Here is a 22,833-nt window from a genome sequence, read left to right as displayed (position 1 = left end):
GTGCGGGGCCGAGGTGAGAGGTGGCGCGTGTGGATGCGGAGCCGGAGCCGTACGAGCTGATCACGATGGGGCGTCTCGGGGTGGACCTCTATCCGCTCCAGGTCGGTGTTCCGCTCGCCCGGGCGGAGACCTTCGGGAAGTTCCTCGGCGGTTCGCCCGCGAACGTGGCCGTCGCGGCGGCCCGGCTCGGCCGGCGGACGGCGCTGGTGAGCCGGACCGGGGCGGACCCGTTCGGCGAGTACCTGCACACGGAGCTGCGTGGGTACGGGGTCGACGACCGCTGGGTGACGCCCGTGCCGGCGTACCCGACCCCGCTCACCTTCTGTGAGATCTTCCCGCCCGACGACTTCCCGATCCACTTCTACCGGCGGCCCCGGGCGCCGGACCTGGAGATCCGCCCGGAGGAGTTGGACCTCGGGGCGATCCGGGCGGCCCGGGCGTTCTGGGTGACCGGCACCGGGCTGAGCGTCGAACCGAGCCGCGAGGCGACGCTCGGCGCGCTGCGGGAGCGCGGAGAGGCGGGCACCGGCGACCTGACCTTCCTCGACCTGGACTGGCGTCCGGCGCTCTGGCCCGACCCGGCCGAGGCGGGCCCCCTCTACCGGGAGGCCCTGCGCGGCGCCACCGTCGCCGTGGGGAACCTGGACGAGTGCGAGGTCGCGACCGGCGAGCGCGAGCCCTACGCGGCGGCCCGCGCGCTGCTCGCCGCCGGAGTGCGGATCGCGGTCGTGAAGCAGGGCCCCAAGGGCGTCCTCGCGCTGACCTCCGACGGAGAGAGCGCGGAGGTCGCGCCCCTGCCGGTCGAGGTGGTCAACGGGCTCGGTGCGGGCGACGCGTTCGGCGGGGCGCTCTGCGACGGTCTGCTCGCCGGTCGGGACCTGGACAGCGCCCTGCGCCGGGCCAACGCGGCGGGCGCGATCGTCGCTGGCCGGCTCGCCTGCTCCCCGGCGATGCCCTACGCCGACGAGATCGACCTGGCCCTCACCACCGGAACCGGCACGCTCCCGGAGCGCACCCCATGACCCGCCACCCCGCCGACGGTTGGCGCACCCGAGCCGCCCACCGCCGAGCCGGCGGCCCGAAAGCGGCCCCGGCGCCCCCTTCTCCGGAGCCCACATCGCCCCCGGCAGCCCCGGCAGCCCCGGGTGCCCCGCCAGCCCTGGGCGCCCCGACAGCCCCGTCGGCCCCCGCCACACCGTCGGCCCCCGCCACACCGTCGGCCCCCGCCACCCCGTCCGCCCCCGATCCACTGCCAGGCGTTGCCCGCCCCGCGCCGCCGAGGCGGTTCGCGCGGGCCGCCGCCGTCGGCGAGGGGCTCGAGCCCGTCGACGTCGAGTGGCTCGTCGACGTGCGGGCGCGGCGGCCCGAGGCCGTGGCCGAGGCGGCCGCGCGGCGGAGGACAAGGGGGTGGTGGGAGGAGCGGGACCGACTGCTGATCGTCGCCGCCGACCACCCCGCCCGCGGCGCCCTCGGTGTCGGCGCGCGGCCGTACGCGATGGCCGACCGCGCGGACCTGCTCGGGCGGTTGCGGCTCGCGCTGTCCCGGCCCGGTGTCGACGGCGTCCTCGCCTCCGCGGACATCCTCGACGACCTGCTCCTGCTCGGCGCCCTGGACGACCGCCTCGCCGTCGGCTCCATGAACCGCGGCGGTCTCGCCGGCACCGCCTTCGAGCTCGACGACCGCTTCACCGGCCACCGCCCCCAGGACCTCGCCCGGCTCGGCCTCGACGCCGGGAAGCTGCTGCTGCGGATCGACCCGGACGACCCCGGTTCGCTCACCACCCTGCACACCGCGGCCCGCGCCGTCGACGAGATGGCCGCCCTCGGCCTGCCCGTCTTCGTCGAGCCCTTCCTCTGCCACCGCGACCACGACGGCAGGCTCCACAACGACCTCTCCGCCGAGGCCGTCGTCACCTCCCTCGCCATCGCCTCCGGTCTCGGCGGCACCTCCGCCTACACCTGGCTGAAAGTCCCCGTCACCGAGCACCCCGAGGACATGGCCCGGGTCCTCGCGGCCACCACGCTCCCCACCGTCCTCCTGGGCGGAGACCCGGGGCCCGGGCCGGACGCCCAGCACGTCCTGTACGAGAGATGGCGCCGCGCGCTGCGCGCCCCCACCGTCCGGGGCCTGGTCGTCGGCCGCGCCCTGCTCTACCCCGAGGACGGAGATGTGGCCGGAGCTGTCGATACCGCTGCGCGCCTGCTGCGCGAGACGGTAGGAAGGACCCAGCACGCGTGAACGATCACCCCGACGTACCCGAGCACTCCGCGTACCCCGACCGTCCCCCCGCTCACCACCAGCTCCATCTGCCCGCCGGGAGCGCCTCCCGCGGGCCGTACACGCTCCACGTCGACCCCGAGCGGGCCGGCTGGGGGCACTCCGCACTGCGCGTCCTCGACCTCGCTCCAGGGGCCACCCACCTCCTGGACACCGGGGAAAGCGAGTGGATCGTACTTCCGCTCACCGGCGGCTGTACGGTGCACACCGATGGCCAGACGCTTCAACTCCTGGGCCGCGAGAGCGTGTTCGGCGGAGTGACCGACTTCGCCTACGTGCCCCGCGACGCACGGGTCCAGATCGCCTCCGGTGCGGGAGGCCGCTTCGCTTTGGCAGGAGCGAAGTGCGAGCGACGACTCCCCGCCCGCTACGGCCCCGCGCCGGAGGTACCCGTCGAGGCCCGCGGCAGCGGCAACCAGGCCCGGCAGGTACGGAACTTCGCCGCCGCCGGCGTCTTCGAGGCGGACCGGCTGATCGCCGTCGAGGTGATCACCCCCGGCGGGAACTGGTCCTCCTACCCGCCCCACAAGCACGACGAGCACCGGCCCGGCGTCGAGTCCGAGCTGGAGGAGATCTACTACTACGAGATCGCCGGCGACGGAGTCGGCTACCAGCGGATCTCGCCGTCCCGGCCCGGCGGCGCCGACCTCCTCGCCGAGGTCCGCACCGGCGACGCCGTCCTCGTACCGGACGGCTGGCACGGGCCGTCGATCGCGCAGCCCGCCCACGACATGTACTACCTGAACGTGATGGCCGGACCAGGGCCCGACCGCGAGTGGAAGATCTGCTTCCACCCGGACCACACGGAGGGATACAGGTGAGCCGGAACGAGGAGAGCCCCAACCGCGTGAGCCCCCACCACGTGAGCCCCCACCGCGTGGTCAGGCTGACCGTCGCGCAGGCGCTCGTGCGGTTCCTCGCCGCGCAGTACACCGAACGCGACGGCGTCCGCCGCCGGTTGATCGCCGCGACCTGGGGCATCTTCGGCCACGGGAACGTCGCCGGGATCGGCCAGGCCCTCGTCGAGTTCGCCGACGAGATGCCGTACCACCAGGGCCGTAACGAACAGGCCATGGTGCACGCCGCCGTCGGCTACGCCCGCCAGTCCACCCGGCTCTCCACACACGCCGTGACCACCTCCATCGGCCCGGGCGCCACCAACCTCGTCACCGGCGCCGCGCTCGCCACGATCAACCGCCTCCCGGTCCTGCTCCTGCCCGGGGACTCCTTCGCCACCCGGCCCGCCGACCCGGTCCTCCAGCAGCTGGAGGTCCCGTACGCCGGTGATGTGTCGGTCAACGACTGCCTGCGCCCGGTCTCCGTGTACTTCGACCGGATCACCCGCCCCGAGGTGCTGATCCCGGCCGCGCTCGCCGCCGCGCGGGCCCTCACCGACCCCGTCGCGACCGGGGCGGTCACCCTGGCACTGCCGCAGGACGTCCAGGCGGAGGCGTACGACTGGCCGGAGGAGTTCTTCGCCGAGCGGGTCTGGCGGGTGCGCCGGCCGGTGCCGGACGCCGCCGAGCTGGAGGCGGCGGTCGCGGCGATCGGCCGCGCGACCCGGCCGCTGATCGTCGCGGGCGGCGGGGTCAAGTACAGCGGCGCAGAGGAGGCGCTCGACACCTTCGCCTCCCTGACCGGCATCCCGGTCGCCTCCACCCAGGCCGGCAAGGGCGCGCTGCGCCACGACCACCCGCAGGACGTCGGCGGCGTCGGCCACACCGGCACCGCCGTCGCCGACCACCTGGCCCGCACGGCCGACGTGGTCATCGGGGTCGGCACGCGCTGGACCGACTTCACCACCGCGTCCGGAACCCTCTTCACCCACCCGGACGTCCGGTTCGTCAACCTCAACATCGCCGCCTTCGACACCCACAAGATGGCCGCGCTGCCGCTGGTCGCGGACGCCCGCGAGGGGCTGGAGGGCCTGCACGCGCTGCTTGACCCACACCATGTCACCGAGCACTACGCACACGAGTACGCGGAGGAGAAGCTCCGCTGGGAGCGGCGCGTCACCGCCGCGTACACCGCCGCCGACGACGGGGCGGCGCGCCCCACCCAGGCCCAGGTCCTGGGCGCACTCGACACCCTGGTCACCGCGGACGACATCCTGATCAACGCGGCCGGCTCGCTCCCCGGCGACCTCCACAAGCTCTGGCGGGCCCGCTCCGCCGACCAGTACCACGTCGAATACGGGTACTCGTGCATGGGCTACGAGATCCCGGCGGCGATCGGCGTGGCGCTCGCCGCGCCCGGCCGGCCGGTCTGGGCGCTGGTCGGCGACGGGACATATCTGATGAACCCCACCGAGATCGTCACCGCCGTCCAGCAGCGACTGCCCCTCAAGGTGGTGATCCTGCAGAACCACGGGTACGCCTCCATCGGGGGGCTTTCCGAGGCGGTGGGAGGTGAGCGCTACGGCACCGCGTACCGCTTCCGGGCGAGCGACGGCGGATTCACCGGCGCGCCGCTCCCGGTCGACCTGGCGGCCAACGCGGCCTCCCTCGGGATGCGCGTGCTGACCCCCCGTACCGTACGTGACCTGCGAGAAGCCCTGGCCGACGCGCGGTCGGCCACCGTCCCCACATGTGTCTACGTGGAGACCGAAACGGCAGACACAGTGTCGGGCCCGCCCCCGGCCCAGGCATGGTGGGATGTGCCCGTGGCCGAGACCTCGACCCGCCCGTCGGCGGTCAAGGCCCGGGAGGAGTACGACCGGCACGTCACCGCCCGACGCCGCCATCTCTGAAGGAGCATTTCGTCATGACGAACACCGTCAAGACCGTCAACCACTGGATCGGTGGCAAGACCGTCGAGGGCACGTCGGGCAACTGGGGCCCGGTCACCGACCCGGCCACCGGCGCCGTGACCACGCAGGTGGCGCTGGCCTCGGTCGAGGAGGTCGACGCGGCGGTGGCCGCCGCGAAGACCGCCTTCGAGACGTGGGGCACGGCGTCGCTCGCGCAGCGCACCACGATCCTGTTCAAGTTCCGCGCGCTGCTCGACGCCAACCGGGACGCCATCGCCGAGCTGATCACCGCCGAGCACGGCAAGGTCCACTCGGACGCGCTGGGCGAGGTCGCCCGCGGTCTGGAGATCGTCGACCTGGCCTGCGGCATCACGACGCAGCTCAAGGGCGAGCTGTCGACGCAGGTGTCGAACCGCGTCGACGTCGCCGCGATCCGCCAGCCGGTCGGTGTCGTCGCCGGCATCACGCCGTTCAACTTCCCGGCCATGGTGCCGATGTGGATGTTCCCGATCGCCATCGCGTGCGGCAACACCTTCATCCTCAAGCCGAGCGAGAAGGACCCCTCGCCGTCCCTGAAGATCGCGGAGCTGCTCGCCGAGGCGGGCCTGCCGGAGGGCGTCTTCAACGTCGTGCACGGTGACAAGGTGGCGGTCGACCGTCTCCTGGAGCACCCGGACGTCTCGGCGATCTCCTTCGTGGGCTCGACCCCGATCGCCCGCTACATCCACACCACGGCCTCGGCCGCGGGCAAGCGCGTCCAGGCGCTGGGCGGCGCGAAGAACCACATGCTGGTCCTGCCGGACGCGGACCTGGACGCGGCGGCGGACGCGGCGGTCTCGGCGGCGTACGGCTCGGCCGGTGAGCGCTGCATGGCGATCTCGGCGGTCGTCGCGGTCGGCGCGATCGGCGACGAGCTGGTGGAGAAGATCCGCGAGCGCGCCGAGAAGATCAAGATCGGCCCCGGCAACGACCCGACCTCCGAGATGGGCCCGCTCATCACGGCCGTCCACCGCGACAAGGTCGCCTCGTACGTGAAGGGCGCGGCCGACGAGGGCTGCGAGGTCGTCCTGGACGGCACGGGCTACACCGTCGACGGCTTCGAGAACGGCCACTGGATCGGTCTGTCCCTCCTGGACAGGGTCCCGACGTCGGCGACGGCGTACCAGGACGAGATCTTCGGCCCGGTGCTGTGCGTGCTGCGCGCGGAGACGTACGAGGAGGGCGTGGCCCTCATCAACGCCTCGCCGTTCGGCAACGGCACCGCGATCTTCACCCGCGACGGCGGCGCGGCCCGCCGCTTCCAGCTGGAGATCCAGGCGGGCATGGTCGGCGTGAACGTCCCGATCCCGGTCCCCGTCGGCTACCACAGCTTCGGTGGCTGGAAGGACTCGCTCTTCGGCGACCACCACATCTACGGCAACGACGGCGTCCACTTCTACACCCGCGGCAAGGTCGTCACCACCCGCTGGCCGGACCCCTCGGAGGCCCCCGCAGGCGTCGACCTCGGCTTCCCCCGCAACCACTGACACACCCCCTGCACCCCCAGCGACCCCCGTCGGCCCCGGCCGGCGGGGGTCGCTTCGTCGGACGACACCGTGCACGCAAATTGAGTGGCCCCGGGAGCGGGGTGCCCAGCAGGCTGGGGGGATGTCTGTCGTTCCGCCGAAGTATCAGATCCGGGCCGTGTACAGCGAGTCGACCGTGACCGTGTACCAGGCCTACGACCCCGTCATCGGGCTGCCGGCCGCTCGGGACGGGCGGTTTCCGGGGAGTTGGAAGCGGGGGCGGATGACGTGGGTCAAGCCCTCGTTCCTGTGGATGATGTACCGGTGCGGGTGGGGGCTCAAGGAGGGGCAGCAGACCGTGCTGGGCGTGGAGATCACGCGCGAGGGGTTCGAGTGGGCCCTGCGGCACGCCTGTCTGTCGCACTACGTGCGGGGGTTCCACGCGGATCAGGCCGGGTGGAAGAGGGAGTTGAGGGAGTCTCCGGCTCGTGTGCAGTGGGATCCCGAGAGGGATCTGCGGCTGGCCGCGCTGCCGTACCGGTCCCTTCAGCTGGGGCTCTCGGGGGAGGCCTCGCGGCGGTACGCCGACGAGTGGATCGTCGGGATACGGGACGTCACGGCCCTCGCGCACGAGGTGCACGCCCTCATGAGGGAAGGGCGGGTGGACGAGGCTCGGGCCCGGGTGCCCGAGGAGCTGCCCTATCCGGGGGACGGGGCGCTCCTCGGGCGTCTTGTGCGTGAGGGACTGTCCGGCGGATCAGGGCCGGACAGGGCCTAGAAGAGGGAGTGCAGGAGGCGGTTCGGGGAGCCGGTCCTCGGGTCCTGGACCTTGCCCGGGGTCGCGTTGTTCACAAGTGCGCTGCTCACCTGGGCCGGGGTCGCCGTCGGGTTGGCCGACAGGTAGAGGGCCGCCACGCCCGCCGTGTGCGGGGCCGCCATCGACGTGCCCGAGATCGTGTTCGTCGCGGTGTCGTTGTCCTTCCACGCCGAGGTGATCGAGACGCCCGGGGCGAAGAGGTCCACGCACGTGCCGTAGTTGGAGAACGAGGCCCGCCGGTCGGCGGAGTCCGTCGCGCCGACCGTGATCGCCTCGGGGACGCGGGCCGGGGAGTAGTTGCAGGCCCTGGCCGGCAGGCCGAGGAAGTTGCCGTTGCCCGCCGCGACCGCGTACGTCACGCCCGACGCGATCGAGCGCTTCACGGCGTCGTCCAGCGAGGTGTTCGCGCCGCCGCCCAGGCTCATGTTGGCGACCGCCGGCTTGACCGCGTTGGCCGTGACCCAGTCGACGCCCGCGATGACGCCGGCCGTCGTACCGGACCCGTTGCAGTCCAGGACCCGTACCGCCACCAGCTTCGCGCCCTTGGCGACGCCGTACTTCGCGCCGCCGACCGTGCCCGCGACGTGTGTGCCGTGGCCCTGGCAGTCCTGGCCGTTCTGCCCGCCGCCGACGGTGTCGGTGCCGACCGTCGCCCGGCCGCCGAACTCGCTGTGCGAGGTACGGATGCCGGTGTCGATGATGTACGCGGTGACGTTCGAGGCCTGGGTGGTGTACGTGTACGTCGTCGAGAGGGGCAGGTCGCGCTGGTCCACGCGGTCCAGGCCCCAGGTCGCTCCTGGTTGGGTCTCGGCCATCCGGACCGTCGCGTTCTGCTCCACGTACGCCACCCGCGGGTCCTTGGCGAGCGCGGTGGCCTCGGTCTTCGACAGGGTGGCCGAGAAGCCCTTGAGGACCTTGCTGTACTCGTGCTTCGGCGTGACGCCCAGGTCCGCGGCGCGGGTCGTGCCGTCCTTGAGGACGACGATCCAGCTGTTCTCCACGGCCAGGGACGCGGGGGCCAGGCGGAGATCGCCGACGACGGGGGCGCTCTGCGCCGTGGGGGAGACCGCCAGCTGGAGGCCCGCGGCGAGCGCGAGGACGGGGACGACCGCCAGGGCGCGGCGAGATATTCGGGTCATGTGGTGGGGCACCTGAACCTTTCGTTGTCCGGGTTACCGGCAGTACGGGGTGCGTGGTGCGCCACAGGGTCTCGCCTTGTCATGCGTCGTACAAGAGGGCGTCGGCTCCTCTCACCGGTCCTTCACGTCGAACTCCCAGGTCAGCATCGTGAACGCACCGTCGTCACGCGCTCCCGCCGAGCGGTACGTCCGCAGCGCCGCCTCGTTGTCCGGATCCACCCCCACCCACAGGTCGTAACAGCCCCGCGCCCTGGCCTCCGCCGCCAGCGCCTCCGTCAGCGCCCGGCCCACCCCGCGCCGCCGGTACGCCTCGTCCACCGACAGCTCGTAGAGACAGAGCTCCACCCCCTTGTCCGGGTGCAGCATCTCGACGCCCGACACCAGGCCCGCCGGGAAGCCGTCCTCGGCGTACGCGATCAGCATCACGTGCCCCGGCGCCGCCAGGAACGCCTCAGCCCAGCGCTCCCGCGGCGGCCCGTCGTAGAGGTGCGCCGCCGCGAGAAGTTCGGCCACCGTCGTCGCCCGTTCGATCCGCATTCCGGCTCCTTCGCCTCGCCGCGCGTACCGCGCCTGGTGTACGGGGACGGTACGGCGTACGACTGCAGGAGGCCGCCGATTTCCGCCCCTCGGCAGCCGAGTTCCACAGGCGACCCGCCTACGCTCGACACCATGCCATTCCGATTCCCCCGGTGGGCCGCGGTCACGGCCGCCATCGCCGTGCTCGCGGGCGCCGGTACCTGGACCGCCGTCGCCTCCGACGAACCACCGCCCGTGCACCGCGCGGACCAGCAGCTCGACATGGACGGGGCGCGGATCGACACCTCGTACTTCACCTCCGGAGCCTCCGGCGCCGCCGCCGACCGCCGGCCCGCCGTGCTGCTCGGGCACGGCTTCGGCGGCTCCAAGGACGACGTCCGCGCCCAGGCCGAGCAGCTCGCCCGCGACGGCTACGCCGTCCTGACCTGGTCGGCGCGCGGCTTCGGCGCCTCCACCGGGCGCATCGGCCTCAACGACCCCGCCCACGAGGTCAAGGACGTCCAGCGGCTGATCGACTGGCTCGCGAAGCGGCCCGAGGTCCAGCTCGACAGGGCCGGGGACCCGCGCGTCGGCGTCACCGGCGCGTCCTACGGCGGTGCGGTCTCCCTGCTCGCCGCCGGGTACGACACCCGCGTCGACGCGATCGCGCCCCAGATCACGTACTGGAACCTCGCCGACGCCCTCTTCCCGAACGGCGTCTTCAAGAAGCTCTGGGCCGGGATCTTCTTCTCCGCCGGCTCCGGAGAGGGCGAGGGAAGGGGCCAGGAGGCCGGGAGCGGAGCCTGCGGGCGTTTCACCGACGAGCTGTGCCGGCTGTACCAGCGCGTCGCCGTCTCCGGGCAGCCCGACGCCGCCGCCCGGTCCCTGCTCGAAGCCCGCAGCCCCTCCGCCGTCGGCGACCGGATCAAGGTCCCCACTCTCGTCGTCCAGGGCCAGAGCGACTCCCTCTTCCCGCTCACCCACGCCGACGCCATGGCGAAGGCGATCGCCGCCAACGGCGCGCCCGTGGCCGTCGACTGGATCTCCGGTGGTCACGACGGCGGCGACCGCGAGACCGAGCGGGTCGAGGCCCGGATCGGCGAATGGTTCGACCACTACCTGAAGCGGGACGAGGGCGCCTCCACCGGGCCCGCGTTCCGCGTCAGCCGCGCCGGAGGGGTCGACTCCACCGACGGCGAGGCACAGCTGCGCGGCGCGACCGCCGACCGCTACCCGGGACTCACCGGCGGCCCGGTGTCCCTCCCGCTGGACGCCGCCCGGCCGGAGTCCTTCGCCAACCCGGCCGGCGCCAACCCGCCCGCCATCTCCGCCGTCCCGGGCATCGGCGGCGGGCTCTCCCAGCTCTCCTCGCTCGGCGTCGGCCTCTCCCTCGACTTCCCGGGCCAGTACGCCCGGTTCGAGGCGAAGCCGCAGACCGAGCCAGTACGGATCACGGGCACGCCGACCGTGCGCGTCAAGGTCACCTCGGACAGCCCGGACGGCTCGGCCGTCCTCTTCGGCAAGGTCTACGACGTCGGTCCGGACGGCAGGCAGCAGGTGCTGCCCGCCCAGCTCGTCGCCCCCGTCCGCGTCGACGGCGCGGGCAAGGGCGGCCGGAGCGTCGAGCTGACGCTGCCCGCGATCGACCACGAGGTCGAGGCAGGTCACCGGCTGCGGCTGGTGCTCTCGGCCACCGACCTCGGCTACGCCTCGCCGGCCGCCCCGGCCACGTACACCGTCGCCGTCGAGTCGCCGCTGACCGTGCCGACCGCGCCCGCCGTGGCGAACCAGGCCGCCGCGCTGCCCTGGTGGGTGTGGGGCCTGCCGCTCGCGGGCGTGCTGATCGCCGCCGCGCTGCTGCTCACCTCCCGGCGCCGGACCTCGGCGCCCGCCCCCGACCCCGAACTCGCCGCCGTACCGCTGCAGATCACCGGCCTCGCGAAGAAGTACGCCAAGTCCTCCGACCGGTATGCCGTACGGGACCTCTCCTTCCGTGTCGAGCAGGGGCAGGTCCTCGGCCTGCTCGGGCCCAACGGCGCCGGGAAGACGACGACCCTGCGCATGCTCATGGGCCTGATCACCCCCGACGAGGGGGAGATCCGGGTCTTCGGGCAGGCGGTCCGACCGGGCGCCCCGGTCCTCTCCCGGGTCGGCGCCTTCGTCGAGGGCGCGGGCTTCCTGCCGCACCTGTCCGGGCGGGACAACCTGGAGCTGTACTGGAGGGCCACCGGCCGGCCCGCCGAGGACGCGCACATCGAGGAGGCCCTGGAGATCGCCGGCCTCGGCGACGCCCTCGCCCGGGCCGTCCGCACCTACTCGCAGGGCATGCGGCAGCGTCTTGCGATCGCCCAGGCCATGCTCGGCCTGCCGGATCTGATGATCCTCGACGAGCCGACGAACGGCCTCGACCCGCCACAGATCCGCGAGATGCGGGACGTGATGATCCGGTACGCGGCCGGGGGCCGGACCGTCATCGTCTCCAGCCACCTCCTCTCGGAGGTCGAGCAGTCCTGCACCCATCTCGTGGTGATGGACCGGGGCCGGCTGGTGCAGGCCGGGCCGGTCGGCGAGATCACCGGCGCGGGGGACACCCTGCTCGTGACGCTCGGGGACACCGTCCCCGACCCGCTCGTCGACAAGATCGGCGCGCTGCCCGGGGTCGGTTCCGCGGTACGGACCGAGGGCGGACTGCTCATCCGTCTGGACGGCGGTGACGCCACCGGCCTGATCGGCGAACTCGTCCGCCTGGACGTGCCCGTGACCGGTGTGGGACCGCACCGGCGCCTCGAGGACGCGTTCCTGACCCTGATCGGAGGAGGATCCGCATGAGCACGACGACCACCGCCGAACCGGCGGAGCTCGTGGAGACCGCCCCCGGCTACCGGCCGCGGCGCACCCTGCCGCTGCGCGTCGAGGCCGTGCGGCAGCTGAAGCGGCGCCGCACCCTGGTCATGGGCGCGGTGCTCGCCGCGCTGCCGTTCATCCTGATCATCGCCTTCGCGATCGGCGGGGACCAGGACGCCGACGGCAGCAACAGTCGCATCACGCTGATGGACACGGCGACGGCGTCGGCGGCGAACTTCGCCGCCACCTGTCTGTTCGTCTCGGCGGGCTTCCTCCTCGTGGTGACGGTCGCGCTGTTCTGCGGGGACACCGTCGCCTCCGAGGCGAGCTGGTCCTCGCTGCGCTATCTCCTCGCGGCACCCGTGCCGCGCGGACGGCTGCTCTGGTCCAAGCTGGCGGTGGCGCTCGGCTTCAGCGCGGCCGCGCTGGTGCTGCTGCCGCTGGTGGCGCTGGTCGCGGGCACCTTCGCCTACGGCTGGGGGCCGCTGAAGCTGCCCACCGGCGGGGCTCTGCCGGCCGACGAGACCCTGGTCAGGCTGGCCCTTGCCGTCGGCTTCATCTTCGTCTCCCAACTGGTCACGGCCGGGCTCGCGTTCTGGCTGTCGACCCGCACCGACGCCCCGCTGGGCGCCGTGGGCGGCGCGGTCGGCCTGACGATCATCGGCAACGTCCTGGACGCCGTCACGGCCCTCGGCTCCTGGCGGGACTTCGTGCCCGCGCACTGGCAGTACGCCTGGGTGGACGCGCTCCAGCCGCAGCTGGAGTGGGGCGGGATGGTGAAGGGAACGGCGATCTCGGTGACATACGCGGTGATCCTCTTCGCGCTCGCCTTCCGGGGGTTCGCCCGCAAGGACATCGTTTCGTAGCAGGGACGGGTGCCCCGGCCCTCGACCGGCCGGCGGGTCCCTCACAGCCACCCCCTTCGAGCCGCTTCCGCGCCCGCGCGGAAGCGGCTCGTCGTGCCCAGGGCGTGCAGCAGCTCGCCGACCCGGCGGCTGTACGTCCGCCCCGACATGCCGAGGCGGGCGGCGGCCGTCTCGTCGGTGAGCCCCGCGAGCAGGGCTTCGAGGACCGGGCGGAGCTGTGGGGGGAGCCCGGTCCTCCGGGTCGTCGCGCCGGTCAGCTCCTCGCCCGCGTCCCAACTGGCGTGGTGGGCGCGGACCAGGGCCTGCACGACGACCGGATCGCGGATCAGCAGCAGCCCGTTGTAGAGCAGGTCGAGATCGAGCGGGACGGCCGCGACCGTACGGTCGACGACGATCATCTTGAACGGGATCGTGTCCGCGAGCCGCGCCCGCCCCGGCATCCGGACCGCGCCCGCCACCTGGGGGAGGGCGTGGCGTGGCACGATCCGTCTGACCTCCGGGGCCCGCTCCGCCGCGGCCCGCATGCACGCTCCCGCCAACTCCAGGAACGGCTCGGGGATCGCACGGCCCGCGGAGGCGGCCGGGTCGTCGAAGGTCAGCAACTCGTGGCGCGTGGAGGAGGCGAGCGCGGCCAGCGCCGCGCCGATCCGCCGTGCCCCGCGGACGGGACGCCCCGGCGGCCGCTGGGCCTCCGGCGCGGCCCTGTTCATCGCCGATCGCGCGAGCATCACGGATCCCGCAGTCTCACCCACCGTTGACCACCCCCGCCCGATCGGTGTGCCACTCCATGTACGCACGTGACTGCGTACGGTGACAACCCCTGTTGAGGAAGGTGGCGAGTCCATGCCACGGGAGAGTGCCCAGGCCGCCGTTGCCGCATTGAGATCCTTCCGCAACTCCCTCGTCTGCTCCGTCCGCCCTCCTCGGACGTCACATTCACAAGTGACGGACCCTGAGGGGGAGATGGCATGAGACGACACGCATGGGCGGCGCGGACCGCCGCCGGGATACTGGCGGCCGGGCTGGTCCTGACGGGGTGCGCGGGCAACGAGAACGCCAAACAGGCGTCGGACGCGCGCGGGGGCGGCCACTACGCGCCCGGCCCGGGCGGGAGCAACGGCAACGGCGGCACGGGCGGTACCGGCGCGGACCAGGAGGGTGCCCCGGAGGGCGAGCAGCGGGACGCCCGACCGCCGGCCGACTACCTCTCCACGTTCGCCCTGGACGTCGACACCGCCTCGTACGGCTACGCCCTGCGCACCCTCGGCGCGGGCAGCCTGCCGGACCCGGCCTCCGTGCGGCCCGAGGAGTTCGTCAACAGCTTCCGCCCGGACTACCCGCGCCCCGAGGGCGACGGCTTCGGCGTGACCGTCGACGGCGCCCGTACCGGCGAGGACGGCTGGTCGCTCGTCCGGGTCGGGCTCGCGACGGCGGCGGCGGACCGGCAGGGCGAACGGCCGCCGGCCGCCCTCACCTTCGTCGTCGACATCTCCGGTTCGATGGCCGAGACCGGCCGCCTCGACCTGGTCAGGGAGTCCCTCGGCATCCTCGTCGACGAGCTGCGCGACGACGACTCGGTCGCCCTGGTCACCTTCAGCGACGAGGCCGAGACGCGGCTCCCCATGACCCGGATCAAGGGCCAGCGCGAGCGGATCCGGGGCATCGTCCACGAGCTGGCGACGACCTCCTCCACCAATGTGGAGGCGGGGGTGCGCCAGGGCTACGACGTCGCCGTCGAGGGCCACCGCGAGGGCGCGACGAACCGTGTCGTCCTGCTCTCCGACGCCCTCGCGAACACCGGGGACACCGACGCGCAGTCGATCCTGAACAGGATCGAGGAGGAGCGCAGGGAGTACGGCATCACGCTCTTCGGGGTCGGTGTCGGCAGCGACTACGGCGACGCGTTCATGGAGCAGCTCGCCGACAAGGGCGACGGGCACACCACGTACGTCTCCACCACCGAACAGGCCCGCAAGGTCTTCGTGACGCAGCTGCCCACCCATGTCGAACTGCGTGCCCGGGACGCCAAGGCGCAGGTCGCCTTCGACCCGAAGACCGTGGAGCGGTTCCGGCTGATCGGCTACGAGAACCGGGAGGTCGCCGACGAGGACTTCCGCGACGACCGGGTGGACGGCGGCGAGGTCGGCGCGGGCCACACCGTCACCGCGCTGTACGCGGTGAAGACCCGGCCGGGCGGCAGCGGCCCGCTGGCCACGGCCACGGTCCGCTGGCTCGACCCGAAGAGCCGCGCGCCCCGCGAGGCCTCCGGCAGCGTGGGGACCGGGGCCCTCGCCCCCGCGCTCTGGGCGCCGGGCCACGACAGCCTGCAACTGACCGCCGTAGCCGCCTACTTCGCGGACCGGCTGCGAGGCGGAGCCCTGCCGGCCGCGCCGCGTCTCGGGGAACTCGCCGAGCACGCGCAGGCGATCGCCGACCGGTCGGGCTCCAAGGTCGTACGGGAGCTGGCCGAGGCGATCCGGCAGGCGGCGAAGCTCCGGGGCGCCGAGGCCGACCGGGGCACGGGAGCGGAACCGGGCGATCCGTACAGCGGCTGATCACGAGTTGTCCACAGGCGCTGCGCGCGGGGGCCCGGGACGCCATGATGGGCCCATGGCCACCACGCTGCTCGCCCTCGCCATCGCCAGCACCGGGCTGTACGCCGGGTTCATGCTGATCTTCCTGACCGGGATCATGCCCGCTCTGGCGCGGCTGGACGACGGCGCGTTCGTCGACGCGATGCGGCGGATCAACGAGTACGTGCCCAAGGCGGTGTTCCTGCTGGTGTTCCTCGGGGTCGTGGCCTTCCCGGTCGCCGCGTTCCTGGTGCCCGCCGACGGCCGCTCCGAGACCCAGAAGTGGCTGGTCCTGGCAGGCATGGTCTGCGCGGTCCTGAACCACGTGGTGACGGTCGCGGGGAACATCCCGCTGAACAACGCGCTGGCCGCCTCGGAGCGGACGGGGGAGCCCGCCTCCGCCGTCCGGGCGGCCTTCGAGAAGCGGTGGAACGGCTTCCATGTGATCCGTACGGTGCTGATCACGGCCTCGTTCGGTCTGCTGATCGCGGCGGGCCTGAACTGATCTGCCCCGAAGGAGTCGGCGGCCGGCGCCGACAGACCTGACGGACTCCCCGTCCGGTCTTTGACCGTCGCGCGCGCCGGCCAGACCATCTCAGGTACGAGGCGGCCGGGTCGGCGCTGGTTGATGCCCCAGGCCAGGGACCGCGCTTGTCCGCCTCGCTCAATGCCCCCGCTCGGCTGCCGTCGCATAGCCTCTTCCCATGGACTTCCGCGGACAGCTGCCGGTCGTCGGCGCCGTCGCCGTCGGCGGCGCCCTCGGCGCGGCGGCCCGCTACGGCGCGTCGCTCGTCTGGCCCTCCCCGGCCGCGGCGTTCCCCTGGACCATGCTTGCCGTGAACGTGTCGGGATGCGCCGCGATCGGCGTCCTGATGGTTCTGGTCAACGAGGCCGCCGCCGCGCCCCGTCGGCTCGTCCGCCCCTTCCTCGGTACCGGCGTCCTGGGCGGCTTCACCACCTTCTCCACGTACGCCCTGGACGTGCAGCGGCTGTTGAGCGCGGGGGGCGCGGCCCGTGGCGTGGCATACATGGGAGCGACGGTGGCGGCCGCCCTGGCCGCCGTCTGGGCCGCGACCACGGTGACCCGGGGCGCTCTGGCGAGGAGGACACGATGACGAGACTGGCGGGCAGGGCCCTGCGGGTGACGATCCTGCTCGGCGAGAGCGACACGTGGCACCACCGGCCGCTGTACTCCGAGATCGTGCACCGCGCCCACGGCGCGGGCCTCGCGGGCGCCTCCGTCTTCCGGGGCATCGAGGGCTTCGGGGCGTCCTCGCTCGTCCACACCTCCCGGCTGCTCTCGCTCAGCGAGGACCTGCCCGTCGCCGTCGTGATCGTGGACACCGAGGAGCGGGTACGGGACTTCCTGCCGCAACTCGACGTGCTGGTGAGCGAGGGGCTCGTCATCCTCGACGACTGCGAGGTGATCCGGTACGTGGGCCGGGAGAAGCCGTCGCGGAGCCCGGACGGACCGGAGCGGCCCGCGTGAACTGGCTCCTCGTCCTCGCCGGCGCGGCGGTCGGCGCGCCCCTGCGCTACCTCACCGACCGGGCCGTCCAGTCCCGCCACGACTCCGTCTTCCCCTGGGGCACGTTCGCGGTCAACATCGTCGGTTCCTTCGTCCTCGGCATGCTCACCGGCGTCTCCTCCACCCGCGCCCACCTGCTGCTCGGCACGGGCCTCTGCGGGGCGCTGACGACGTACTCGACCTTCTCCTACGAGACGTTGAGGCTGTACGAGAGCGGGGCGAAGGGGTACGCGGCGGCGAATGTGGCGGGGAGCCTGGCCGCCGGGCTCGGCGCCGTCTGGCTGGGTGTGGAGATCGCCGGGTCCTGGTGAGACGCCGCCGCCCGTAGGTTACGACCGCTTCTGTCCACACTTGGTCGGCGAATGTTTCCTTGCCGTCAAGATATGCACTCCTCCAAAAACGAAGTGGTCATTATTATCTTATGGTGGCAGTACGTGAACCATGGAGGGGGCGCTATGGATCTGAAGGTGCTGGGCTTGCTCGCTGTCCAGGAGAGAGGGACGCCGATCGTTCCCACGGCGGCACCGGCCCGTCAGCTGCTGGCGCTGCTCGCGGCGCACGCCGACCGCATCGTGCCGACGGCCGTTCTGACGCAGGAGCTGTGGCCCGACGGCGCGCCGCGGCACGCGCAGGACATGATCGAGACCCATGTCCGCGGGCTCAGGGAGCTGATCGACGACGCGCTGGACGTCGGTCGTGAGCAGGTCGCGGGCGCGTCCGCCGCGCCCGGGCCCCGGAGCGCGCGCGAGGTCGTGGTCTCGCTGCCCGGGGGGTACCTGCTGGCCACCGGGGGCGGCAGTTCCGACGTCCGGATGTTCCAGCGCGCGGTCGGCGCCGGCTACCGGGCCATGGAGGTCGAGGACTATCCGAATGCGGCCGAACGGCTCGGCCAGGCGCTGGAGCTGTGGTCGGCCGACGCGTACACCGGGGTGGTCGTGGGCCCGCACCTGCGGGCGCAGGGCGCCCGCCTCGAACTGTCCCGGCTGCGCGCCCTCGACCTGTGGATCGAGGCGCAGCGCAGGCTCGGCCGACGGCACGAGCTCTACTCCGGTCTGTCCGTGTTCCTCTCCCGCTTCCGCAGCGCGCCGCCGCAGTACGCGGCGCTGGTCGCGGAGGTGGAGCGGGGCGCGGCACAGGGGTACGCGGGGCGGCCGTACGGGCAGTCCCCGGCGCTGCGGATCGGTCCTTTCCTGCACTCTTTGCGTCACTCGCGCACCACCCTTCACCCCCTTCCCGTGGCTGGTTGACCGCAAGATCGCCGTCGAACTAGTTTCGGACCGATAACGGGGCGAAACGTGTACGACGGGCTGGGGGCTCGCACACCATGACGGATCCACAGACCCAGGACACCGGCCTGATGGCCGTCCTCGAACTCCTCGCCGAGCAGGCTCCGGCGGGGAGGTTCGACGCGCTGCTGCAGCGGGCCCGGCGCGAGGGGCTCTCCGGCGAGGCCCTGGCCGGGCTGGAGCGGGCGGTGCACCTGGCCCGGGGGGTGCAGGCCTGGCAGGGGCAGCGCCGCCAGCGCGAGGACGGCCTGGCCGATCTGGTCGACACGGCACGGGACCTGACGTCACCCCATGACGTCGAGTCCCTCCTGGAAGTGGCCATCCGCCGGGTCAAGCGGCTGCTCAACTTCGACATGACCTCCATCGCCGTCCTGGACCCGGAGGGCGGCCTGCGGGTGGCCGTCTCCAACGGCTCGACCACGGCCCTCGTCACCGGCCACTCCGTCCCCGCCGGATACGGCCTGGGCCACCGGAGCCTGCTGTCCAGGGCGCCGCTGTGGACGGCCGACTACCTCGAGGACGAGACCGTCGAGCACGACCCGAGCGCCGACGCCGTCGTCCGGGCCGAAGGACTGCACGCTCTGATGGCCGTGCCGATGTGCAACGGCGACCAGACCATCGGCGTGCTCTACGGAGGCAACCGCTCCGTACGCCACTTCTCCCCGGACGAGATAGGCCTGGTCGCCTCCCTCGCCGCGCTCGCCGCCGTCGCCGTCGAGCGGGCCGGCAGCTACGAACAGGCGCAGGGCGAGGTCGGCCGCCTCGAACGGGACGGCTTCCGCACCCGGACGAGCCTGGTCCGGCTGCAGCAGCTCAACGAAGCCCACAGCCACACCCTCGGCCTGGTCCTCGCCGGGGCCGACCTCACCACCGTCGCGAAGGCCGCGGGAGACGCGCTCGACTCGGCGCTGCAGCTGCGCGATCCGGCCGGCCGGCCGCTCGCCACCAGCGGCGACCTCGGCGAACCCGACGAGGCCGCTGTCGCCGAGGCGGCCCTCGACGCCCACGCCCATCTGCGCCCCGTCGTCACCGCCGACGGCACCTGGGTCGCCCCGGTCACCGCGGGCGCCGAGGACCTGGGCGTGCTGGTGCTCCGCCCGGGCACGGCGCTCGTCGGAGAGGACGAGGGCCTGCTCCAGCTCACCGCGCAGACCTTCGCGATCCAACTCCTGCTCCGACGGAGCACGGCCGTCGCCGAAGGGCCCGTCCGCGACGACCTCTTCGACGAACTCCTCGCCGCCCACGCCCGCAGCGGCCACCAGACGCACTACCTCGTCCAGCGGGCGCGCGGCCTCGGGATCGACCTGGAGGCGCCCCACGTCCTGCTCGTCGCCCACCCCGAGGGCGGCGAGCAGGGCCGCGCCGTGGTGTGGGCCTCCTCGTACGCGCACCGGATGACCGGGCTCAAGACCGTCCACAGCGGTCACATCGTGCTGCTCCTGCCGGGTACGGACGCGTCCGCCGCCGCCCGCGCGGTCGCCGACCAGCTGTCACCGCTGCTCGGCCACCCCGTGTCGGTGGGCGCGGCAGGACCCGGCCGGGGCGCCGCCGACATCGGCCGGATGCACCGGGAGGCGATGCGCTGCCTGGACGCACTGACCGCCCTCGACGGCACCGGCGGCACGGCCTCGGCGAAGGACCTCGGCTTCCTCGGGCTGCTGCTCTCCGACGACCACGACGTCGACGGCTACATCAGCTCCGCGATCGGCCCGGTCCTCGACTACGACCGCGACCGGCTGACCGACCTCATCGGCACCCTGGAGTCGTACTTCGCCTCCGGCGGCAGCCAGGCCCACGCGGCCGACCTGCTCAACGTGCACCCCAACACCGTGTCACGCCGCCTCGACCGGGTCACCGACCTGCTCGGCGACGCCTGGCAGCGGCCGGACAGGACCCTGGAGGTGCAGCTCGCCCTGAGGCTCCACCGCTCCCGCGAGGTCCTGCGCCGACAGCGCCGAGCGGGCACGGCTGCCCCTCACGCCGAGGCGAGTTCGGCCGGCCGGTCCGTGTCGTAGCCGACGCGGGACAGCACCCTGGCCGCGTGCGCGGCGGAGGCCAGCGTCATGTGCCGGTGCCAGCCGGGGAAGGACCGGCCCACGTAGTCCCGCAGCCCGATCTCCTCGCCCACGTGCGCGTAGTCCGCCTCCACCCGGCGGGTCAGCTTGGTCAGCCGCAACAGCGGTCCGGGACCCGGCTGGGTCATCCCGGTCAGCCACAGCGCGGACGGCGGACGGGTCGGGTCGCTCCACTCACCGAGCAAAGAGAGCCCGATCGGGGCCGCCGAGCGGCCCGAGAGCACCACCGGCACCATCGCGGCCAGCGACATCCGCGGGGCGAGCCCGGCGGCCGCGTCCTGCCAAGGCACCGGCCGCCGCACGCCCTTGACCAACTGCAGGATCTGCTGCGCCGGCAGCGGACCGCTCCGGAAGCCCGGCATCGCGCGGTCCGCGACCGCGAGCCGCTGCCCGCCGCTGATCCGGACCAGGAACGGCACCCGGGCGGCGGCCAGCGGGGCCACCGCCGACGGCGCGTCCCCGCCTCGCAGATCGATCAGGACCGGCCGGCGCGGGCCCCAGTGCCGGCCGGCCTCCAGGGCGACCGCGACGGCGCACTCCTCCGGGCTCTCCGCCCCCGCCTCCTGGGGCACGCCCGCCCGGTCGCGCAGCGCGTGTTCGTGGACCCACTGGTCGGGCAGGACGAGCCGCCAGTCGACGGGCGCGCTCAGCTCCTGAGAGGCGAGCCACACCCCGGCGGACTGCTGGCCCCGGAACGACTGCCGCAGGTGCGGGGCCAACCCCCGGTCGACGCCGACCGAGTGCTCCCCGGTCTTCGGTACCGACATCTGCCGTACGACCCAGGCCTGGGGGGCCGCCTTCCGCTCCAGATGGGCGGCGAGCGCGGCCCGCAACGGGCGCCAGCTCCACGTGGAGTCGGCGATGAAGTGATGCAGCGTCTGTTCCGTGGCGGGCGCGCCCAGCTGGGCGGCGATGTTGCGGGCGGTCTTGCGGCCTTCGGTGGTGAGCAGTCCGCGCAGGTACTGCTCTCCGCGCTGCCGCTGGTCCTTGCGGGGGAACGAGGAGAACAGGGTCGCGCAGAGTTCGGAGACGGTGTCGTCGGACACGTCGGGTCCGGCGGGGCGCCGGCCCTGGCGCGGCACCGACAGGGGTCGGACCGCGTCCCGTCGTCTGCTGACTGCTGTGTTCACGACACTCCAACCATGGGGGGTGGCCTGCTTGAATGCACCTCCACGATCGCTTCGGGCGGGTGCCCCGGACGAGGTGTCCACGGCACCCACCCGCCGTCGATCGTGGTACCCCGACCACTGCTCCGCCGGGCGTCCGGTACGGAACCGGCCACCGCGCCCCACGTTCTACGGGCCAGGTGTGGCCGAACCACCACCCAGGGCCCGACGGATGCGCGGTCGGACACCGGTGAAGACCGGAAAACGGTGAAGGTCCGGTGCGGGTGGAGGTCGGACACGGTGAAGCTCGGACACCGCCGGCGGGTCAGACAGCGGTGAAGGTCGGACACCGTCGGCGCTCAGACAGCGGTGAAGGCGCGCTCTCCGTGCAGCCAGGACACCTGGTCGTACAGCTCCTCCTGGGTGAAGGCGGAGAGCATCCGGTTGCGCTCCACCGCCCGCTCGCCCGCCGGGTGGTACAGCTCGGAGCCCATCAGCCGGGCGACCTCCTGCGTACGGCCGGTCCGCTCGCGCCGTGCCGCGTTGAACTTCTCCAGACCCGCCGCGACGGCCGTGCCGTCCACGTCGGCAAGCAGCTCCGCGAGGACGACCGCGTCCTCCAGGGCCTGGCAGGCGCCCTGCGCCGCGTACTGCAGCATCGGGTGCGCCGCGTCGCCGATCAGGCCGACCCGGCCGTCGGTCCATCCGTCCACCGGGTCACGGTCGCAGAGCACCCATTCGCGCCAGTCGTCGCCGAGTTCGAGCAGCCGCCGGGCGGTCGCGCCGATGCCGGGGAACTGCTCCAGGACGTGCGAACGGTCCGTGGCCCGGCCCGTCACGGGGACGGTCGCGCCGTTGTCGCGGGTGACGGCCAGGTTGAGGTACTCGCCCCCGCCGATCATGTAGTGCACGAAGTGCCACTTGGGCCCCGCCCACAGGGTGACGGTGTTCCAGCGCAGCTCCTCGGGGACCTTCCCGATCGGGATCACCGAGCGGTAGATGGTGTGCCCCGACACACGCGGCTCGCCGTCACCGAGCATCTGGGCGCGGACCGTCGAGCGGATGCCGTCCGCGCCGATCAGCGCGGCGCCCGAGAAGCTCCGGCCGTCGGCGGTGTGCACGGTGACGCCGTCCGCGTCCTGCTCGTACCGCTCGACCGCCGCGTCGGGGACGAGGGTCACGCCCGGCAGCTCCTGGCAGGCGGCGAGCAGCGGCTGGTGCAGGTCGCCGCGGTGCACGACGGCGTACGGGTTGCCGAACCGCTCCCGGTAGGCGCCGGTCAGCTCCATCGCGGCGACCTTCTCGCCCGTGGTGCCGTCCATGAACCGGAGTTCGTCGATGAAGACGGCCCGGGCGCGCACGGCCTCGCCGACGCCGAGCCGGTCGAGGGCGTGGAAGGCGTTGGGTCCCAGCTGGATGCCCGCGCCGATCTCGGCGAAGGCGGGCGCGCGTTCGAGGACGGTGGTCCGGTGCCCGCGCCGGGTCAGCGAAAGGGCCGTGGCGAGCCCTCCGATGCCACCGCCGGCGATGAGTATGTGAGCCATGTCGTTC

Annotated in this window: 20 protein-coding genes; 15 read left to right on the top strand and 5 right to left on the bottom strand. The window is 73.2% G+C overall.

Features of this window, described 5'->3' with window-relative positions; genetic code table 11:
- Nucleotides 1-29: 29 nt before the first annotated feature.
- From iolC to ACF09C_RS18980, 6 genes are all read left to right on the top strand, one after another.
- Nucleotides 30-1,022, top strand: a complete 993-nt coding sequence (iolC, locus tag ACF09C_RS19005) for a 5-dehydro-2-deoxygluconokinase (RefSeq protein ID WP_392092604.1) — start codon at nucleotides 30-32, stop codon at nucleotides 1,020-1,022.
- Nucleotides 1,023-1,348: 326 nt separating this feature from the next.
- On the top strand, nucleotides 1,349-2,239 hold the full coding sequence (locus tag ACF09C_RS19000; protein WP_392092991.1) for a deoxyribose-phosphate aldolase: 891 nt from the start codon (nucleotides 1,349-1,351) through the stop codon (nucleotides 2,237-2,239).
- A gap of 68 nt (nucleotides 2,240-2,307) precedes the next feature.
- A complete protein-coding gene (iolB, locus tag ACF09C_RS18995) occupies nucleotides 2,308-3,099 on the top strand; it encodes a 5-deoxy-glucuronate isomerase (RefSeq protein WP_392092989.1) in 792 nt (263 codons plus the stop codon).
- A gap of 26 nt (nucleotides 3,100-3,125) precedes the next feature.
- Complete coding sequence (iolD, locus tag ACF09C_RS18990) at nucleotides 3,126-5,027, top strand: 3D-(3,5/4)-trihydroxycyclohexane-1,2-dione acylhydrolase (decyclizing) (protein WP_392092602.1); 1,902 nt, start codon at nucleotides 3,126-3,128, stop codon at nucleotides 5,025-5,027.
- Nucleotides 5,028-5,041: 14 nt separating this feature from the next.
- Nucleotides 5,042-6,553 carry a CoA-acylating methylmalonate-semialdehyde dehydrogenase gene (gene mmsA, locus ACF09C_RS18985; RefSeq protein WP_392092600.1) on the top strand — a complete coding sequence of 504 codons (1,512 nt, stop codon included), beginning with the start codon at nucleotides 5,042-5,044 and terminating at the stop codon, nucleotides 6,551-6,553.
- A 121-nt stretch (nucleotides 6,554-6,674) separates the two neighbouring features.
- A complete protein-coding gene (locus ACF09C_RS18980; protein ID WP_392092598.1) occupies nucleotides 6,675-7,310 on the top strand; it encodes a DUF4291 domain-containing protein in 636 nt (211 codons plus the stop codon).
- Here the strand turns inward: ACF09C_RS18980 and ACF09C_RS18975 are convergent.
- Together ACF09C_RS18975 and ACF09C_RS18970 are read right to left on the bottom strand one after the other, a co-directional pair.
- On the bottom strand, nucleotides 7,307-8,488 hold the full coding sequence (locus tag ACF09C_RS18975; protein ID WP_392092596.1) for a S8 family peptidase: 1,182 nt from the start codon (nucleotides 8,486-8,488) through the stop codon (nucleotides 7,307-7,309). The genes ACF09C_RS18980 and ACF09C_RS18975 overlap by 4 nt on opposite strands.
- A gap of 111 nt (nucleotides 8,489-8,599) precedes the next feature.
- Nucleotides 8,600-9,025: a GNAT family N-acetyltransferase gene (locus tag ACF09C_RS18970; RefSeq protein ID WP_392092594.1), complete on the bottom strand. Its 426-nt coding sequence runs from the start codon at nucleotides 9,023-9,025 to the stop codon at nucleotides 8,600-8,602.
- Between the two features lie 132 nt (nucleotides 9,026-9,157).
- On the opposite strand from ACF09C_RS18970, the gene ACF09C_RS18965 reads away from it, so the two are divergent.
- Both ACF09C_RS18965 and ACF09C_RS18960 read left to right on the top strand, forming a co-directional pair.
- Entirely contained in the window at nucleotides 9,158-11,833 is a 2,676-nt protein-coding gene (locus ACF09C_RS18965; RefSeq protein ID WP_392092592.1) for an alpha/beta fold hydrolase, read from the top strand.
- Nucleotides 11,830-12,714 carry an ABC transporter permease gene (locus ACF09C_RS18960; RefSeq protein WP_392092591.1) on the top strand — a complete coding sequence of 295 codons (885 nt, stop codon included), beginning with the start codon at nucleotides 11,830-11,832 and terminating at the stop codon, nucleotides 12,712-12,714. Before ACF09C_RS18965 ends, ACF09C_RS18960 begins: the two co-directional genes overlap by 4 nt.
- Before the next feature lie 41 nt (nucleotides 12,715-12,755).
- Here ACF09C_RS18960 and ACF09C_RS18955 read toward each other — a convergent pair whose 3' ends face one another.
- The gene (locus tag ACF09C_RS18955; protein WP_392092589.1) at nucleotides 12,756-13,442 is read right to left on the bottom strand and encodes a DNA-binding response regulator; all 687 of its coding nucleotides are present in this window, start codon (nucleotides 13,440-13,442) and stop codon (nucleotides 12,756-12,758) included.
- A gap of 240 nt (nucleotides 13,443-13,682) precedes the next feature.
- On the opposite strand from ACF09C_RS18955, the gene ACF09C_RS18950 reads away from it, so the two are divergent.
- The 7 genes from ACF09C_RS18950 (at nucleotide 13,683) to ACF09C_RS18920 (ending at nucleotide 20,116) form a co-directional block, all read left to right on the top strand.
- A complete protein-coding gene (locus ACF09C_RS18950; RefSeq protein WP_392092587.1) occupies nucleotides 13,683-15,269 on the top strand; it encodes a von Willebrand factor type A domain-containing protein in 1,587 nt (528 codons plus the stop codon).
- A gap of 55 nt (nucleotides 15,270-15,324) precedes the next feature.
- Nucleotides 15,325-15,792: a DUF1772 domain-containing protein gene (locus ACF09C_RS18945; RefSeq protein ID WP_392092585.1), complete on the top strand. Its 468-nt coding sequence runs from the start codon at nucleotides 15,325-15,327 to the stop codon at nucleotides 15,790-15,792.
- Between the two features lie 199 nt (nucleotides 15,793-15,991).
- On the top strand, nucleotides 15,992-16,402 hold the full coding sequence (gene crcB / locus ACF09C_RS18940; RefSeq protein ID WP_392092583.1) for a fluoride efflux transporter CrcB: 411 nt from the start codon (nucleotides 15,992-15,994) through the stop codon (nucleotides 16,400-16,402).
- Nucleotides 16,399-16,776, top strand: coding sequence for a DUF190 domain-containing protein (locus tag ACF09C_RS18935; protein ID WP_392092581.1), 378 nt, complete (start codon nucleotides 16,399-16,401; stop codon nucleotides 16,774-16,776). Before crcB (ACF09C_RS18940) ends, ACF09C_RS18935 begins: the two co-directional genes overlap by 4 nt.
- Nucleotides 16,773-17,126: a fluoride efflux transporter CrcB gene (gene crcB / locus ACF09C_RS18930; protein ID WP_392092580.1), complete on the top strand. Its 354-nt coding sequence runs from the start codon at nucleotides 16,773-16,775 to the stop codon at nucleotides 17,124-17,126. The genes ACF09C_RS18935 and crcB (ACF09C_RS18930) overlap by 4 nt, the downstream gene beginning before the upstream one ends.
- A gap of 144 nt (nucleotides 17,127-17,270) precedes the next feature.
- Nucleotides 17,271-18,062, top strand: a complete 792-nt coding sequence (locus ACF09C_RS18925; protein WP_392092579.1) for a BTAD domain-containing putative transcriptional regulator — start codon at nucleotides 17,271-17,273, stop codon at nucleotides 18,060-18,062.
- A gap of 77 nt (nucleotides 18,063-18,139) precedes the next feature.
- The gene (locus tag ACF09C_RS18920; RefSeq protein WP_392092577.1) at nucleotides 18,140-20,116 is read left to right on the top strand and encodes a GAF domain-containing protein; all 1,977 of its coding nucleotides are present in this window, start codon (nucleotides 18,140-18,142) and stop codon (nucleotides 20,114-20,116) included.
- Here the strand turns inward: ACF09C_RS18920 and ACF09C_RS18915 are convergent.
- Entirely contained in the window at nucleotides 20,077-21,306 is a 1,230-nt protein-coding gene (locus ACF09C_RS18915; protein WP_392092575.1) for an IS701 family transposase, read from the bottom strand. The genes ACF09C_RS18920 and ACF09C_RS18915 overlap by 40 nt on opposite strands.
- A 335-nt stretch (nucleotides 21,307-21,641) precedes the next feature.
- On the bottom strand, nucleotides 21,642-22,826 hold the full coding sequence (locus tag ACF09C_RS18910) for a 3-hydroxybenzoate 6-monooxygenase (protein WP_392092574.1): 1,185 nt from the start codon (nucleotides 22,824-22,826) through the stop codon (nucleotides 21,642-21,644).
- Between the last annotated feature and the right edge of the window lie 7 nt (nucleotides 22,827-22,833).

The sequence above is a fragment of the Streptomyces sp. NPDC014870 genome (assembly GCF_043081505.1).
Lineage (GTDB): Bacteria > Actinomycetota > Actinomycetes > Streptomycetales > Streptomycetaceae > Streptomyces.
This window is presented reverse-complemented; position numbering and strand designations above follow the sequence as displayed.

Excerpts from the sequence above, each read along its gene's own strand:
- ACF09C_RS18910 (WP_392092574.1), bottom strand. The coding sequence starts at position 22,826 with ATGGCTCACATACTCATCGCCGGCGGTGGCATCGGAGGGCTCGCCACG.
- ACF09C_RS18970 (WP_392092594.1), bottom strand. The coding sequence starts at position 9,025 with ATGCGGATCGAACGGGCGACGACGGTGGCCGAACTTCTCGCGGCGGCG.
- ACF09C_RS18925 (WP_392092579.1), top strand. The coding sequence starts at position 17,271 with ATGGATCTGAAGGTGCTGGGCTTGCTCGCTGTCCAGGAGAGAGGGACG.
- ACF09C_RS18920 (WP_392092577.1), top strand. The coding sequence starts at position 18,140 with ATGACGGATCCACAGACCCAGGACACCGGCCTGATGGCCGTCCTCGAA.
- ACF09C_RS18960 (WP_392092591.1), top strand. The coding sequence starts at position 11,830 with ATGAGCACGACGACCACCGCCGAACCGGCGGAGCTCGTGGAGACCGCC.
- mmsA (WP_392092600.1), top strand. The coding sequence starts at position 5,042 with ATGACGAACACCGTCAAGACCGTCAACCACTGGATCGGTGGCAAGACC.
- ACF09C_RS18950 (WP_392092587.1), top strand. The coding sequence starts at position 13,683 with ATGAGACGACACGCATGGGCGGCGCGGACCGCCGCCGGGATACTGGCG.
- ACF09C_RS18965 (WP_392092592.1), top strand. The coding sequence starts at position 9,158 with ATGCCATTCCGATTCCCCCGGTGGGCCGCGGTCACGGCCGCCATCGCC.
- ACF09C_RS18975 (WP_392092596.1), bottom strand. The coding sequence starts at position 8,488 with ATGACCCGAATATCTCGCCGCGCCCTGGCGGTCGTCCCCGTCCTCGCG.
- crcB (WP_392092583.1), top strand. The coding sequence starts at position 15,992 with ATGGACTTCCGCGGACAGCTGCCGGTCGTCGGCGCCGTCGCCGTCGGC.
- ACF09C_RS18935 (WP_392092581.1), top strand. The coding sequence starts at position 16,399 with ATGACGAGACTGGCGGGCAGGGCCCTGCGGGTGACGATCCTGCTCGGC.
- ACF09C_RS18955 (WP_392092589.1), bottom strand. The coding sequence starts at position 13,442 with ATGCTCGCGCGATCGGCGATGAACAGGGCCGCGCCGGAGGCCCAGCGG.
- ACF09C_RS18980 (WP_392092598.1), top strand. The coding sequence starts at position 6,675 with ATGTCTGTCGTTCCGCCGAAGTATCAGATCCGGGCCGTGTACAGCGAG.
- ACF09C_RS18945 (WP_392092585.1), top strand. The coding sequence starts at position 15,325 with ATGGCCACCACGCTGCTCGCCCTCGCCATCGCCAGCACCGGGCTGTAC.